General features: G+C 36.6%; 12 protein-coding genes and 1 tRNA gene. 2 read left to right on the top strand and 11 right to left on the bottom strand.

Annotated elements, in window-relative coordinates:
- Positions 1-43: 43 nt before the first annotated feature.
- Positions 44-2,971 carry a TonB-dependent siderophore receptor gene (locus D1094_RS10680; protein WP_118960091.1) on the bottom strand — a complete coding sequence of 976 codons (2,928 nt, stop codon included), beginning with the start codon at positions 2,969-2,971 and terminating at the stop codon, positions 44-46.
- A 405-nt stretch (positions 2,972-3,376) separates the two neighbouring features.
- Here D1094_RS10680 and D1094_RS10675 point away from each other — a divergent pair, with 405 nt between their 5' ends.
- The gene (locus D1094_RS10675) at positions 3,377-5,161 is read left to right on the top strand and encodes a cyanophycinase (RefSeq protein WP_182440158.1); all 1,785 of its coding nucleotides are present in this window, start codon (positions 3,377-3,379) and stop codon (positions 5,159-5,161) included.
- Between the two features lie 418 nt (positions 5,162-5,579).
- Here the strand turns inward: D1094_RS10675 and D1094_RS10670 are convergent, their stop codons facing one another.
- A complete protein-coding gene (locus tag D1094_RS10670; protein ID WP_118960089.1) occupies positions 5,580-6,716 on the bottom strand; it encodes an AraC family transcriptional regulator in 1,137 nt (378 codons plus the stop codon).
- Between the two features lie 220 nt (positions 6,717-6,936).
- Between D1094_RS10670 and D1094_RS10665 the strand changes: the two genes are divergently transcribed.
- Positions 6,937-7,620, top strand: a complete 684-nt coding sequence (locus tag D1094_RS10665; protein WP_147361072.1) for a hypothetical protein — start codon at positions 6,937-6,939, stop codon at positions 7,618-7,620.
- 347 nt (positions 7,621-7,967) lie between these two features.
- Here the strand turns inward: D1094_RS10665 and D1094_RS10660 are convergent, their stop codons facing one another.
- The 9 genes from D1094_RS10660 to secG all read right to left on the bottom strand — a co-directional run bounded on the left by D1094_RS10660 (position 7,968) and on the right by secG (position 16,453).
- The gene (locus D1094_RS10660; protein WP_220452546.1) at positions 7,968-9,383 is read right to left on the bottom strand and encodes a peptidoglycan-binding protein; all 1,416 of its coding nucleotides are present in this window, start codon (positions 9,381-9,383) and stop codon (positions 7,968-7,970) included.
- A 281-nt stretch (positions 9,384-9,664) separates the two neighbouring features.
- Positions 9,665-11,011, bottom strand: a complete 1,347-nt coding sequence (locus tag D1094_RS10655) for an McrC family protein (RefSeq protein ID WP_118960087.1) — start codon at positions 11,009-11,011, stop codon at positions 9,665-9,667.
- A 10-nt stretch (positions 11,012-11,021) separates the two neighbouring features.
- Positions 11,022-11,912, bottom strand: a complete 891-nt coding sequence (locus tag D1094_RS10650) for an McrB family protein (RefSeq protein ID WP_259337909.1) — start codon at positions 11,910-11,912, stop codon at positions 11,022-11,024.
- Complete coding sequence (locus D1094_RS18735; protein ID WP_220452545.1) at positions 11,909-13,696, bottom strand: hypothetical protein; 1,788 nt, start codon at positions 13,694-13,696, stop codon at positions 11,909-11,911. Before D1094_RS18735 ends, D1094_RS10650 begins: the two co-directional genes overlap by 4 nt.
- A 13-nt stretch (positions 13,697-13,709) precedes the next feature.
- Positions 13,710-14,357, bottom strand: coding sequence for a peptidase M15 (locus D1094_RS10640; protein ID WP_182440157.1), 648 nt, complete (start codon positions 14,355-14,357; stop codon positions 13,710-13,712).
- An 11-nt stretch (positions 14,358-14,368) separates the two neighbouring features.
- Positions 14,369-14,710, bottom strand: coding sequence for a hypothetical protein (locus D1094_RS10635; protein WP_118960085.1), 342 nt, complete (start codon positions 14,708-14,710; stop codon positions 14,369-14,371).
- 296 nt (positions 14,711-15,006) lie between these two features.
- Entirely contained in the window at positions 15,007-15,741 is a 735-nt protein-coding gene (locus D1094_RS10630) for a hypothetical protein (protein ID WP_118960084.1), read from the bottom strand.
- Between the two features lie 189 nt (positions 15,742-15,930).
- Positions 15,931-16,016: transfer RNA gene (locus D1094_RS10625), tRNA-Leu, on the bottom strand.
- Positions 16,017-16,045: 29 nt separating this feature from the next.
- A complete protein-coding gene (gene secG / locus D1094_RS10620) occupies positions 16,046-16,453 on the bottom strand; it encodes a preprotein translocase subunit SecG (RefSeq protein ID WP_118960083.1) in 408 nt (135 codons plus the stop codon).

Here is a 16,453-nt window from a genome sequence, read left to right as displayed (position 1 = left end):
CAATGGCTTTCACTTAGCACTGCTATTAAGTAATAGTCATTAATTAAAAGAAATAAGTCATTGATAAACGATAATTAGCACCTAAAGCATCATGGTTTAATGAATCAAACCCTCGACTTGAACCGTAAGCCACTGGTGGTTCTTCATTTAACAAGTTATTGATTGTAAAATTAATATTCATATTTTCAAAATCATAACCAATATTTGCTCGAACCGTTAACCAAGAATCGACATCTCGCTGCCCATTTTCATCAAGAAAACCTAGTTCATCAATCTCTTCGATTTGTCGATTTTTCAAACCTTCAATGTCATCTTGATACTCGCTTGTATAATCTACCGTTAAGCTGGTATAAAAAGCGTCACCAGACCAAGCGACTCTCGCCATAGCAATATTTTCAGGATATCGCCATGTGCCAATTAACTCCTCAAGTTCGAATGAGCCAGCTTTATTACGTTCGAATTCAAGGTAATGTGTTGCATCTACACTAAAGCTGAGTTCACCTTGAGAAAATACAACACTGTGAACGAAACTTAAATCTACACCTGATACATTTTGTTCACCTGTATTTTCTAGCTGAATAATATGATCACGATACAAAGGTAACTCAGCATATCGAGGGTCATCAAAGTCAACCCATGCATCTAAAATTTCAGATAAGTTAGCGCCATCGTCTTCAATGGTTAAACCATTAATATCGCTCACTAAGCATAAGTCTTCTTCATATGAAATCCCTGTTTCTCCCTCAGGGACTATGCCACAATGTCTTAAAGAAGCATCATTCGTTGCACTAGCTAATGCGCCTGTCATATCGGTATCAACTAATCCATCGTGCTGAAAATTCCAATAATCAACAGTCAAAGTTGTATTATCTGTCGGACTATAAGCAAAACCAACACTGATAGATTCCGACTCCTCTGCACGAAGATTTGCGTTACCAAGCTCTAATACATTAGGACTTCTTTGATCGCCTGCCCCTTCACAATATAAATCAGCCACTGATTGGTTTGCACCACAGTCGTATGTTGCAGTCGTTGTTCTTAATTTAACCCCAGCTTGTGTTAACGACGGCGCTCTGAAAGACGTAGACCAAGAGGCTCTTAGAATTAGCTCGTCAATGGGTCTTACTGTAATAGCTACTTTAGGGTTAAAGGTATCGCCAAAGTCATCATAATCATCATAGCGACCAGCTAATTGAAGCTCTACGATATCATTAAGTGGTATGTTTAATTCAGCAAACATACCCCATTGGAAACGGTCAGCTTCAGATAAACTAGAACCAAAACCAAAGACATCCACTAAATATTCATTTTCAGCTCTAGCTCGAGCATTTAGTGATGGAATATCGGTAATCTCTTCTTTTCTTGCTTCAATACCAAACGCGGCTCTAATGATTTGATCATTAAATTCAAATAAGTCACCCGACACTCTTGCATCCCAACCATATACGGTACTTTCACCATCACGGGTAGGTATTTCTTGAGACATTGCTAGTAAATCATTATTTGCACTATCTCCCGCTAAGAAAGGGTTATACATAGCAAGTAAATCACCAGCACCACACGAAAGGTTATCACTGCTTTGATTATAATCTGCAATTGAACCATCACTGCATAATTCACCTGAAAGTAACGCATGATATTTGTAGCGATTATAGATACCTGCACTCGCTTTTTGCTCAGACTCTGATTTTGATAATGTGACGGCAGATTCCCACTCCCACTCACCAATATCACCTGATAAGCCTGACACTATGCGTAACGCATTAGTTTGAACCTCGACTGTTCTTGGCGTGCCAAAACGAGCATCATATCTAAAGCCCCATAATTCACGTCCAGCAATAGTATCGTATGGATCTATATACATTTGATCGAGTAAATCGTTTCGAACTTCATCAGAAAAAACAGCTAATGAAGTTTCATTCGCCCAAGGACCTTCACTATCATCAACCTGGTTAATCGCAGCAGGAGCAGAGATTGCTTGAGAGTCACTGTGAGAGTAAAAAAAATCGGTATCCCAAACCAAATCACCAATTTCTTTTGAGTAAATGAAACCTAAGGATGCTGTTTCTAAGTCGCTGTTTAACATATCATCTTCATTGCGATAATAAGCACAAATATCTTCACCAAACTCAGTGGTAACAAATTCAGACTTACAATCAGGGTTACCTAGTTCGTTACCTGAGCGAGCAGAATAATAATAAATATTTGGCGTATCTTTAGGTAAATATGAATAAGAATTAACTAAAGATGGTGTTCTGGTAAAGTCTCTATCTTGGGCACTAAATGCATCACGCTTATAGTAATCTGCAAAGACTGTTAAATTTCCACCAGCTAAATCTGTACCTAATACAAGGTTTACATTCATTTTTCCTTCATTGGTCGATTCAAAGCTATTTCCGTATGACAGGTTAAGCTCTGCACCTTGGTAGTCTTTTTTCAAAATATAGTTGATAACACCGGCAACGGCATCAGCACCATAAATGGCTGACGCCCCAGTTGCTAGCACTTCAATTCTTTCAATAGCAGCTAATGGAATACTGTTAACATCGACAAAGTTTTGAGTACCAGAAGCAAACGAGCTAGCGGCCACGCGTCTTCCATTAATCAAGGTTAACGTAGAAGAAGGCCCTAAACCTCTCAACGATGCAGCTGCTTGTCCAGCAGGCGTAGATGTTGACGTAGCACCACTTTCACTTGTGCTAAATGAACCTTCACCACCACGAGTTTGGCTAATTTGTCTCATCAACTCTGACACACTTGTTGCTCCAGACTTTCGAATATCATCAGCATCAATGACAACAAGCGGTTGCTTGCCTTCAAGGTCAACACCTTTAATTCGACTTCCGGTAACGACTATTTTTTCAACTGACTTTTCATCACTGGCATTTTGCTCAGCAGCATTTACATAAATTGGCGACAGCAAAGTACTGCAAACAGCCATAGCTAGACACGAAGGCTTAATAACTTTCATAATTTAATTCTCAGATTTTATAAATTTAACATAACCAAAATAAACAATGCCATAAAGACAAATGTCACTTTGGATAAAGAGCTAAAATAATTTTTGAATTGTGTGGATGGATAGAAAACGAGATCTAACGTCCAGAAAACAAAATAATTGTTTTCTAGTGTTTACTCGTCAAACCACTCCGAAAGATAGTAGTTTTGATAAGTATATGTTGTAAGTGCGAATGCTTTCTTGTACATATATAAAAGGTCTTGGTTGCCTAACGTTTCATAAAAAAGTTTGTTTGCCGCAAACTCTTTTAAAATTTGCTTATTTATAAATACCGCTGTCGTAATTGGTTGTCAACAGTATTTTAACTTTTAATGTTGAATGTTTTTGCCGAACACTCAATTTTTGGAAACTAGAGAAATGAAACGAATAACCACTATTTTAATGCTATCTTCGCTGATAACGCCGCCATCTTACGCAAAAAACACAAAAGACGCTGGCGTATTATTCCTCGTCGGTGGAGGCTTAAAAACCTGCACATCAATAGCCAAAAATAACTGTAATAATAATGCGTTAAAAGAAATGAGCGCATTAAAAACAATAAAAACAATAAAAACAGGCAATCGATATAAAATTGACCCAAAATCCATTCATTTAGTTAAAGAAAATTGGCAAAGTGACTCAGGAGAAGCGACTAAAAATAATGTAGTTAAACTTTTAAAGCGAGCTACTTTCCAAAATGAACAAGACGCTGTTTCTTTAAAAAGCCTAAAAACAAGACTAAAAAAATATGATAGAAAGCAAATTATTAGGCAATTGAGTGATCGTGAATATTATACTTTGCTAGATTGTTTAGAACAAAAAGTAATTAATAATAAAACTGGCGAGCGTTTGAAAGAATATGTTGATTTAGCTAATTCTAAGAATGTATTTTCTACTCAAATCTATCATGAATTTGTTACTCATGCTAAAAAGATAAGTAACAATGAATCCCCTAACGTCATTGTGCTGACAGCTTCTGCACGAGACCCTTTTGAAGCAGCAGACTTCTATCAAACAGCATTCAACCAAGCAGGTGCTAACGCAAACTGGTTACCGCTAGATGCTACGCTTAATGCTTTAATGCAACAAACTGGCTCTCGTGATGAGGTGTGTAAAAATATCCCTAAGGTAAGAGCTGAAATTCAAGGCTCTGTTAATAGAGAGCTTATTTATCCTGATTTAACTGCAAAGCAATTAGAAGCTTGCTTATTACCCGCTTCAATAAACAACGCTATATCTCAAGCTGATGGCATATTTATAAACGGAGGGGATCAATCTCTTACGGTTAAAGCTTTTAAAAATGCAGATGGCTCAGACAGTAAAGCATTACAAATTATTAAAGAAAAACTCAAAAATAATCAGCTTATTATTGGTGGCACCAGTGCAGGTACCGCAGTAATGTCTGGTGGAGAGTTTAATAAAAACAAAACCGTAATGATTACTAACGGCCAAAGTAATACAGCAATTATTCGAGGAAGCAAGGGGGATATCCTTCCGACAGAGGGCTGTCAAAAGTCTGAAACTTGCCCAAAAGATATTCTCAATAATGATTTAACGTTTAACTCAACGGGTGGTTTAGGACTATTTCATTGGGGAATTATGGATACACACTTTTCTGAAAGAGGTCGACAAGGCCGTCTTGCAAAACTTTTATTAGATACAAAAGCTTCGTTCGCTTTTGGTGTTGATGAAGCAACGGCGCTTATTGTGAAAAACTCCGCCGACAACTCACCATTAATGGAGGTCATAGGTCAAGGCGGTGTATTTATCATTGAAAATAAACAACTCACCAAAGCCCAGCCTAAAGATAAAAGTAAAACGAGTATTCACTATATGACTTATGGAGATATTGCGACTATTTCTGAGCAAAAATTATTAATCAACATAGCTAAGTGGAAAAAACCTGCACAAGAGTCAATAAAAATACCAGACAATATTACTAGCATTTTTACGGGTGATAAATTTAAAACATTGACTGAAGTACTGTGTAGAAGTAACTCTCAACGTTATAATGCTAGTGACAGTTGGAATAATCACAAAATTCATGTCAATGTCGAAAAAAGCTCAAACGCAAAGAGTGGTTACGGTGCAATTAAAGTTGGTGAAACTGTAAAAGGCTACTGTAGCTTTAAAAACTATAACTTTTCATTTGCAATGAATTAGCCTTCTATTAAGGTATATTGATCTTTGCTTACATTTCTAGCAATGAGCTATTTTTATCAATAGTAAAACAGTATGAACAAAGTTTGGTTGTTCCAAATAAGTGAATACGAATATGCTAGTGTTAAAAATAGCTATTGCCTAAATGGCTGAGATGAAATCTCTTTAGTTTGTGGGAAAAGCTACTGATTTAGCCAACTAAACTTCACAACCTTTGCCTTGATTAAAGAGGTATTATCTATCAGCTCAATAATCAAACAAAGTTCATCAAGCCGTAAAGATAATTAGAAAAATCACTTAACTATATTGCTTTTATATAGTTGTATTTTGTTGACCGTTAATAGACCAGTTTAAATTTTTCGAATAGGTATACAGAAGGTTGATGTGAACAAATCTACATAAGCAGCATTAAAAGCTATCGTTATGAACTTTGTGTTTTTCGATATTGACTAGGTGTTAAACCAGTAAATTGCTTAAACGCTTTATAGAAAGATGAACGTGAATTAAACCCCGTTTCAAGCGATATATTAAGAACCGATTTGTTACTTTCAATCAGCATGAGCTTTGCATCGTCAATTCTAGCAAAGTTAATAAAATCAAAAAATGTTGTATTTAGGTGCTGTGACAATGTCTGTGATACATATTGCGGTTGCTCACCAATTAATGCTGAGAGTTTAGCTAATGTTAAGTCGTGCTCAAGGTGAGCATTGTCGCTATTTATTGCAACGGTTAATTTTTCAGCAATATTTAATAAATCGATATCTGTTAATGCCGAACGCTCATACGTTTTCTTGTGTTGAGGTTGCGATGCCTGTTCAGGAAGAGACGATTCTTCAAACCCTGGGCGCTGAATCAACCCATTAGCAGATATAATCCATACAATCCCCATAAGTAGCAACAGTACACCTGTTTCAGACAAGCCAATATTATTCAATGTGTCACCAAAAACTAGCGCCGTTAGCGCATAAATCCAAGTAAAAATGATAAGTAACAAGGTACCGCTTAGCCAATTAAGACTTTTCCCCTGCTCATTTGAGTACACCTCTTTTAACCGCTGCCTATAGTGCGCTGTACGTAACAAAAGTTTTACAACATATATAAAACTCAATAAGCACCAACCCATTACAGCAACAAAGAAAGCAATAGAAAGAATACTTACCCATAGTTCATCACCTACATAATCAGAAAAGAACATCTCATTAAACGTAGTACTCGACAGTAAAAAAATGGCGATACCGAGTAACAAAGCAGCTGGTAATGGAGTGAAATGCTTCCACATACTCCACTGCCAAAACCAATGTCCCTCTGCAATCAATGCCTCATGATAAAACCATAATGCAGGCAACAGCGTAAAAAACAGTAATGGAAGCGCACTAATATAAAGTTGCTTTAGTGTTGGAATGAACGCAAAAACAATAGGGCCGAATGATAAGAAAAGTAAACACAACAACACAAGCATTAATGTGCTTTTAGACGGTGATGGCGCTTGAAAAGTAAGCAGTAACAACGTAAAGATAGCAATAGAAATTGCCATCATCGATATAAAAACGTCAATCATAAAAAACACTCTAAACTACATAGTTCTATAGTAGCACAATGTTTTCATACTTTGTCTTCGCCACGTATTGATTATAATTATTAAAGCTAGGCTCGAACAAACAATTCAGGGTCACTATTTAACGTAAACGTGTCTTTGTTAAATAGAAAAGACGAATTAAGACACGGATACCCTACAATAACGCCTAAGTTGAACTGTTAATTATAGAAGAACCATAATCATGCACCAAAAGACAACTAACCATAATTCGTCAAATTATTCACTTATGCGATGGGGGGCTGTAACCTATTTCTCTATGCCACTTTGCTACATCGGTATGTTCTTAGTTTTTGGCATCTTTCTTACATTCCCTCAGTCTGATCATGTCGTCGATAAAGTTTCCTATATAGTCTCACAACAGTCCTTGTTGTCGCTCGGTTACATTATTGGCTACCTATTATTTGGGAGCTTACTGTTAGTATCAGTTCAAGCGACTCATAGCCGTTTAAAAGCAGAGTCTCACCACTTACTTAACGTTGCAAGCGCTTTTGGCTTGATTTGGGTGGTGTTAATGATGTGCTCAGGCATGATAGCGTTAGTTGGCATGAATACAATGGTGAAATTGTTTTTACAAGGGAGTCCGCATGCCGAGATGTTATTTGTTGCTTACAGCACAGTAGTTGACAGTTTAGGTGGGGGAATCGAATTTGTTGGCGGTATGTGGGTATTCATTCTGAGCTTATATGGGTTAAAAACATTACAAATAGCGAAACCTCTTAGTTTCTTCGGTCTATTGGTTGGTTTGCTTGGTATATGCACTCTTATGCAGACTATTCCTGGTATTAAAGAAGCCTTTGGTCTGTGTCAGATCATATGGTTTATTTGTATGGGCTTTTTCTTATTAAAGAATAACGTTCAAAATTAATCATCACACACTACAAACACAAGAATGAGTTATTAAGTCAGAATAAAACATCCAATGAGTTAAACGAAAAGGCCCGTTTCTTTACGAAACGGGCCTTTAGTAATTCTTTTGTCTAAGTTTAGTGGTGCGATGGGGGGACTCAATCAAAATCAGTAACCGACTGTTTTAAAGTAAATTTAATTAAACAGAAAACCCAAAGTGTTACACTTGGTGTTACATAAATAAAAACTCATATAGAAATATCGTCTGCTTAAATTTAGTTAATAGTGATCTTCGCTAAATATCTATTTCCTAAACAATGCTTTCTCTGAAATTAGGAAGTACTTTTCAATATTCAAAACAATAAATTAAATAGTTTGCTTGCGAATATGAGCAACAGGCAAACCTCCACTTAAAAGCTCAGTTTTTGTTAGCCCTTTTATAACAACAGGAGTTTCTTGGTTAATACTAATAGTATTTTCACCAGGCTTTCCATTCACCTGAATAAGCCATGAATCCCCTTTGTTCTTTGTATGATTGCAACTAACATGGCAAGAAACATTTCCCGCGATCACTAACCGAGAAATTTTTCCCCCTAGAGACACTTCTATATTCACCTCAAACTTTTGAAGATCTTTAAATAACCTACTGCTAAATGTTTTTTTTGAACTGGATGACTTTACATCGCGCTCATTTATCTTAATACGGTTACTATTAGAGCTCGTAAACTCTGATGTAAGGGACAAAGGCTGTCCTTTATAAGAATTGAAATATTTATTAAGAATTGACAGAACTTTCTGTTCAGGAATTTCCCACGATACAGGAACTCTGACACTATAACTACCATCAACCTCGGTAGATACGTCAGGTTTACCAAGCTCAATTTTCGTATGTTTTTTTAAAACATCTACAAGATTCATCGATATATCTCGACGAGCTTGTTTATATTCATGCTCTGAATTACGTGCTTGTTCTAGCAAAGACTCATGTGAACTCGCTTGAGCTTTATCCGACATCAAAAATGAGTAATCAGAAATAGTTAATTTTTCACTTTTAGTTAAGCCATTTTTACTTTTAAATTCACGTATTGCGGATAATGTTGAAGGCCCTATCACTCCATCAGGGGTACCCGTATTATAGCCCAGTAAGTTTAATCGTTGCTGTGCTTGCTTCAACAATACCACCTCTATAGTTTCTAATTCTGAATTAGCTTCTGTTAATTGTTTCCTCAAAGAAGCTAGCTCTATTGTTTGAGCGGATAATTTCATTTCCAGTTCATTACGTTTTTCAGCTTCTTTGCCTGAATTCCATTTTAGTTCCTCTTTTTTTATAAAGTAACTTTTAAAGTTTTCTTTGTTTTTGTTTTGTAAATTAACTACAGCTATAATTAGCCCCGCAATAACTAAAACCATAGCTAAAGCAGCATCTTTCCAACCATTATAACTACCACTTGGCGCAGATGATAAATGAGGGTGCGTCGCTAATTTAATTTGTTGTTGCTTTTCTTTTTCAACTCTTTCTTGCGCCAGCAAACTTCTTAGGTTTGTAACCACAATTTCTACTGACTGATTAAACTCGTCAATATCGAAGATTTCTTCATCTTGGTGAACTACTTTATTACGTACTGACGCTATAAACCTTGCTTTACGAACAATATCTATTGGAATACGATGCTCAACATCACTTAAGTATTCATGCAACCCTTTCCCTTTAGCATCAAACCCATCACGAAGAATTGCTTCAATCCTTTTTGAACCTCGAACGGCAGATTCAATATAACTCATCCTTACTTCTCCCTCTATCTACGAAATTTGATATTTTTAAATTTTCATTGTTCATTGTTCATTGTTCATTGTTCATCAAAATAATTACCCCTTCATTTCGTCAAAAGACACTTATCTATATGAAACTAACTTAACTGATAGCATTAGTTATACCATTAAAAAAAAAAGAAAATAATCTTAAGATCAATAAACTAGAACACAAGAAAATGCCTGAAGATAAAAATTTATATCTTTATTCAATTTAAATCACCTTAGCTATGCATATTATTACAAATAATTCTCTAGCCTTTATTAATACCAATAAAGGCTAAATCGATTCGTTCACCGTTATTATCATTTCTATTAGGGCTTACATCAAAAGGCACGACCCAAAGTTTTAATTTACTGTCGTCATCATAATTAAAGCTATGCTCAAATGGTTTATCAAAACTTTCGGTTTTAGGGTATATCAGTACTAAGCTACCTGTAGACTCAAGATATTTGTGTCCATAGCCAAGCATTTGATAAAAGTCGCTTTGCGATAAGCCGAACTTATCTTTTCCTGCTGATTTGTTCTGGTCTATTAACTTCCACTTGGTATCTAAAACAGTGTGCGCAACTTTTAGCTCTGTTACATAAAGGTCAGGCTTCAAACGAAAATAGTTTTTATCGCCATAACTTACTAACGATTTAGACTGAACTTGAGATAATACCTTCAATGACGGTGGCAGATGTTTCTTTAAGTACTTAGCAACAAAGCTTTCAAACACGGCCTCCATCGGAAATAACAACGAATAAGCATTATTCTCACCTAGCATTGACTGAGGTGAATAGCCCTCCAATACAAGCCTTGCCCAACTTAACGGCACTTCATAATGTTGCATGCCCCTCTGAACTTTTACACTAGAAAAATCATTCTTGTAGTTTGTACTTAGAGGCACTTCTTCAAAAGCAAAAAGCAGTTCCTGAGATAGCTTTTTACTCTTGTTAACACTAGTATATGAGGCGACTGACTTAAGAGCTGAATGAATGAGTCGGTTTTCCGCTCTATCCACTAAATAAGCGTCATACTCTACATAGAACTTGTGACGATTAATAAAGTTGTGTTTTAGTTGTTGGGTATGAAGCAACTTACCTTTTAAAAAGGTGTTATTGCTTTGTTCTCGAACATAGTCACTTCTGATTCCTTTCTTAATGAGGCCATTCACTGAATTTAAAAACTGAGAAATAAAAATCTCCATCAAGGGCATTTTCTGCTTTTGAATACTCGCGACTTCAGTTTCAATATGGCGAAACTGTTTGAGTGACTTAAGCATCATCAATAGAGACTGTTGAGCTTCCTTGGCTGCGCTTTCTTGATTGTTAACTTTTGCTACTTTAGGCAGCACTTCAATTTGAGTACCATCTGGGCATAAAAAAACACCAGCATAATTTTGAACTTGTAGCACTTCCATGCCGTGTGCAATTTTTAGTTTTAAAAAACGTGACTCTGATTCGTCGCATAAACAACACTTTTTTAAATACTCAAAAGCGTCATGCGTAATTGCTTCTACATGATCTTTTTTAACTGCCTTAGCGCTAGAGCTTAACAGTCCATATTCAAATACTGTTACGTTAGTCGTCTTTAAACGTTTTAATCCCTTAATCATGTTGCGTCAATTAGTCCTCATCCTTAGGTAATTGACTTGCTTTATACATGCCTATATAGGTAAGAGCCTGCTTCCAAAGCTTTGAGTTATTATCTATTAGCGTAAAGTCCTGCGCATCATCAGCAAAGTCAGTCACTTCATCGCTATCACCAAATAGCACTTCATAATCTATATCTGACTGTTTAATAAGTTGGTAGGCTTTGGGTTTCTGATTATCACCAAGTACTAAACGTATCTTTTGCCAATCTTCAAAAAAGTACTCAGCCAACAAAGGAATAATTTTATTTTGAAAGCAATTAGCCAGTTCGTATAGTGCTGCTTCATGCCTATCAGCTATTATTTCTTTTACAACAGCTATTAAGAAGGCATGGCCAAGCTCATGTTCTCGGTCATATAAAGCTAAAATACGCTTATTAAGTGTTTTCAATAGAAGCACCAAGTCAATTTCGTAACCTTCAATTTCAATTTTGTACGGCTGATTTTCTTCATTATGCAGTACTTTGTAATCCGGCATCATTTCAACAAAATCAAAGCGGCGGCGAAGCGCAGTATCCATTAAAGCAAGCGACCTATCAGCCGTATTCATGGTGCCGATAATATAGAGGTTGTCGGGAACAGAAAATTTTTCACCTGAGTAAGGTAGAACAACTTCAAGGCTTTCTTTTTGACCTAAACGTTTAGACGGTTCAATTAACGTAATTAACTCACCAAAAACTTTAGAAATATTACCTCGGTTAATTTCATCGATAACCAATACAAAGTTTTTTCGTTCTATCTGATTTTCTGTTTGGGTTATTTGTGTATGACTTAAATGTTCAATCAACGCACCGTAGTATGGTTGCAAGCCACCTTTAATTTCTTTCTCTTGGTTATATACAGCTTTTAAGGTTTTTACACTCAAAGTGTGAACTGAGTTACCTTTGCTCTTATCAAACCGAATAGTGTTATTAGTAACATCTGTAATGGTAAAATAAGTTTTTTACTAAGCGTTTCAATTTGAACACCTGTTTCAGACTCAGCTAAGTGTTCAGCAAACACTTGCAAACGCTCATCAAAGCTATCTGATATCTGCCCAACTTTTGCTACACGAAATGCTTTAGCGTCATCACAAATACTTTTGAAAACACCATCTTTTTCAAAATAGCTTAATTGGTCACCTTCAGTTTTAGCGCTTAACCCCTCAACAAACTCCTCGTATCCATAGCTCTGATGAAAAGTGACAAACCTAATGCGTCCAGCATCAAATAAATCTTTATAAAGCTGAGTTAGCACCTCGCGTTGTTCTTGTGAAGTGCCTAACTCTTCGTTTATACCAAGTTCGCAATATACCTCTGGCTCTGCCGCTTTCACCGCAGCTTGAATTGAGTGGTAGGTTTTACCAGTGCCTGGTGGACCATATAGTATTTGATTAAGTGATGTATTATTCATGGCTTGCACCGTTTGGTTCTCTGCTTCAGGTTTGTTAAGTTGGTTTGTATCCAAGCCAAGCTCTTCAAGGGTCAGTTGGTAATAAGGCTTAAGTATTTCCCTTTCAAACATCCTAAATTCTTTTTTTGGAACTTGCCACGATGTCCCAGGGTATCTTGGTGACCAGCGCTTATTTTCACCCTTATATTTCACTGGTTTCTCTAAGCCTTTAATTAACTCATACTTTCGCATTAACCATTCGTCATTAAACGGAGAGTCTCCCTCATAGGTAATATCAGATATAACTTTAACCAGTCTAAATACAGTATTTCCATGTCCAATAGATACAATATCGCCAATTTTGATATCGCGAAAATTATTCGCGCTACCATTACCTGTATTTTTATGAACAGTTACCACTTGATTTTGCTCAAGCCAAACTAGCTCTTCTTTGGTAAAGGTTGAAGGACTCAGGGATACTTTCCAAATATTAGCTTCAACATCTGATAAGGCTGGCTCTGAGTAATCACTAGGCCAATAAGGAGTTCTTGTTATGGGGTGTTCTTGGTTAAACGCTGCCATATCGCCTACCGCTTTTAATTCAGTAAGTACGTCATTATCTAGTTCATAGATTAGATAATCATCTCTGTGCCTATAACGCTGAGCGTAATTCACTTTATTTTTGCATGGTTCAATAGTGGTAAATACTTCTTTGGCGATTTGATGAGTATTTCCTTTGCGCCCAATGCGGATGGAGTCGCCTGTTTTCATGTTATTGGTATAAATATCTAAACCCGATTGGTGGGTATAACGCATGAAGTCACAAAATGCTTTTAATACATCATCTGACCAAGCTTGATAATTTTTTTTAAATGCAGGTTTATGGAGAAACTGTTTAATAATTTCTTCATCACAGAGTACTGGGGGTTCTACCTTAATGTCGAAGCCTAGTTTGAGTGCATGCTCAACAAACAATTCAATGTTACCTTTTCCCCACTCGATACAAACGACTATTCCTTCACCTCCAACGGTAAGCAAGTCAGCTACTTTGATAAAAAAGCGCTCTTTGTTGTCATTTGAAGATTGCTTTCTTTTGTCATATTCGTGTTGTGTATGAAAAACGCCAATACTACCCTGTAAGCTTTTCGGAAAGGCTGTTTTCAGTTGCTCTATTGTTGGCTGTTCTTTTTCAATAAACTGTTTTACTACAGCATGCACTAAACGGCCTTTACCATAACTATTACCATTAAATAAGTACTTGGTGTTGTCATTTGCCACTATTAATACTCCATTATTTTATAAACTTTTTACATGCTGCATAACGTTCAAAAAGTGGAATATCTCGATAATACTCACTTTCAACGCCTGCGGTTAAAATGCGCTTTTTATGACCCGTATTTGGATCGGTAATATACGAACTAATGCTTTTAGGAGCGCTTTCATCTTCGTACCATGAAATATTGAAGGCACATAAACTTGGGAAAAAGTACATATGCTTATAGGCTGGAATATGGGCGTGGATCCACCATGCCAATGAGGTCCAATCGCCTGTTTTTTCAAAGTAATCCAAATAGCAAGGAATAACGATGCAAGCGGTAGCACCCATAAAACCTTTATCATCGCGTCTATCCCAAATATGACCTGCGTAATTTTTTTCATTGCTAGCGCAATTAGCGCCCAACTCATTACCAAGTTGGTTTACTTCACAGCTACGAAAAGCAGAACGAATATGAATACGCCCCCATGTGTCTTGAATAGGCTCAAGCACTTGTTCACACAACTGAGTACCTGCTGCTACTGTCAATTCAATATCAACAGGGATGTTATTAATACCATGAACCGAAGCTGTTTCTGAAAAGAGAAAGTCGCGTAAGAAAAAGTGTTTTGATAAACGAGTACGCACTAGTTCATCTAATTTTACCACTTGATGTTTAGACATTCTTTGTTCCTCTAGCTCTTTGGTGAAAATCGATTGATCATATCGACTAGTTGGGTTGGACCTTGGTCATTTTTAAGCATATCGGTTGTACTTGGTCTGAATAGTGTTTGTAGAATAAGTTGGCGGTCTTCATCTTTTGGTCCTTGCCCTTTGCGACTCAGTGCAAGGTAAGTGTAGATCATGGTTCTGCGTTCTTTAAGCACATATAGAAAATCAACTTCATCTTTTACACGTTCTTCATTACCTAAATTATAAGCATCAGCTTCTTGTAAGCCTAGAAAAAGTTTGCGGTCAATAGGGCTATTGATATGAGTGCGATAAACTTGAATATCTTGAGCTGGTCTATTAATCATAGTCATACGCTTTTTCATAAAACGTTAAACTTACCTCACTTGTTTTCATCTTTATTTGCAAGCATGACAATTTAATCAATAGGGGCTGTTGTTTGTGTAGTAAGCGTAACAATGGCAGCGTTTTGTTCCTGCAACATGTTTTCAAGATCTCGATTGCCGAGTCAAGTTAGCAGTGTATGCACAATCCGTTTGCTTATTCTAATTTATTTGTAAACTATCTTACCTTAAATAAAATATTTTACCCATAAAATACTAGTAGTGTTAGTAGACTAATATTTATCAATAGAATAAAAAAATCAGTTACTTTCTTCCTTTGTTAGCCAAGAAGGAATCCCCATAATATGCATAGTAAGAGGATAAAATAGTAAGTGTTCTTGAGGGCAGGATATTTGAATACCGTTCCAACCTACACCGAATTCATCATCGATTACTTTAAGTAAGTTGTTGGAATATTTTTGCTCGCATTCTGGGCATATAACTTCTCCTTTACCCGCTTTTATTAAATCTAACGCGATAAATTCAAATCGATCTAGTTCTGCTGGAACAGATACAGGTGTACTGTCAGCTTCATTTCTGTTTAACAACCACTTTTTGATGATTGGCTCTTGATTAAGTCGACTCACTTCACCTGTAACATTTTTTAAATTATCAGCTTGCAGAGCATCTAATGCAGAAAAATAAAACTTCCCTTTCAATTCACTTCTACTTAACTCACTATAAAAAAGTATTGTATTAGTGCAGTAAGGCGGGCTTGCCCTCAAATCTTCCATTTCTTCCTGAGCGCTTTGAATTGCTCCATTCACACCCAAAATTGAAGACTCTTTAAACAAGTGAGGAAATATAAAATTTAAAATTACCGCAAGAATAACCAAAGGCCAAAGTAGCGCCAAAACCATAAGCAAAAGGTGAGCAGCAATAAATTTAATTACACTTCCCAACTCTTCGACACTAAAATCAAGCTCATACTTTACAATAGCTAAGTAACCAGCTGCAGCAATCGCACAATAAAGCCCCATCATCCAAGTAAACATAAAATTACTTCCTGTATTATCAATTTAAGACTATCTTAATCCAAAAAAGTATCTTCATTGAATCAAGACTTCCCTTTCGCATAATGGCCTATCTTTACATATACCTGTTTAATCAATGCATAAAAAAACCGGAGAACCTTATCTTTATCAGGCTTTCCGGTTTTTATTGGTTCTTGTAGAACCTAGTAGTGGTGCGGATGGTGGGACTTGAACCCACACGAGCATAGCTCACCACCCCCTCAAGATGGCGCGTCTACCAATTCCGCCACATCCGCATAATAACTTATCAAACTATTGTAAAATATTAGTTTGGAACGTCACCGTTGTTTTCTTTTTTCGCAGGTGCGTCTGATGCTGGTACATCAGTGTTTTGAACAGCGGCTTCTTTCGCTGGCTCAACACTTTCAGTTGGAATAGCGTCAACAGCAGACTCAGCTACTGGCGCACTTAAATCATTCCACTCATCAACGGCTTTCGTTCTATTTGCTGTTAAGTTACCTAAAACTAGGCTGATAACAAAGAAGCCGATAGCTAAGTAAGTTGTCGCAGAAGTTAGGAAGTTTCCTGAACCACCAGAGCCAAATACTGTTGCTGAAGAGCCTGCACCAAATGATGCGCCCATATCAGCACCTTTACCTTGCTGGATTAACACTAAACCAATTAAGGCTAAGGCAATAATTACATATGTAATAATTAATACTTGATACAACAT

The organism is Colwellia sp. RSH04 (assembly GCF_003545765.1).
Lineage (GTDB): Bacteria > Pseudomonadota > Gammaproteobacteria > Enterobacterales > Alteromonadaceae > Colwellia.
The sequence above is the reverse complement of the archived record's forward strand: the minus strand, read 5'-3'. Positions and strand labels throughout refer to the sequence as shown.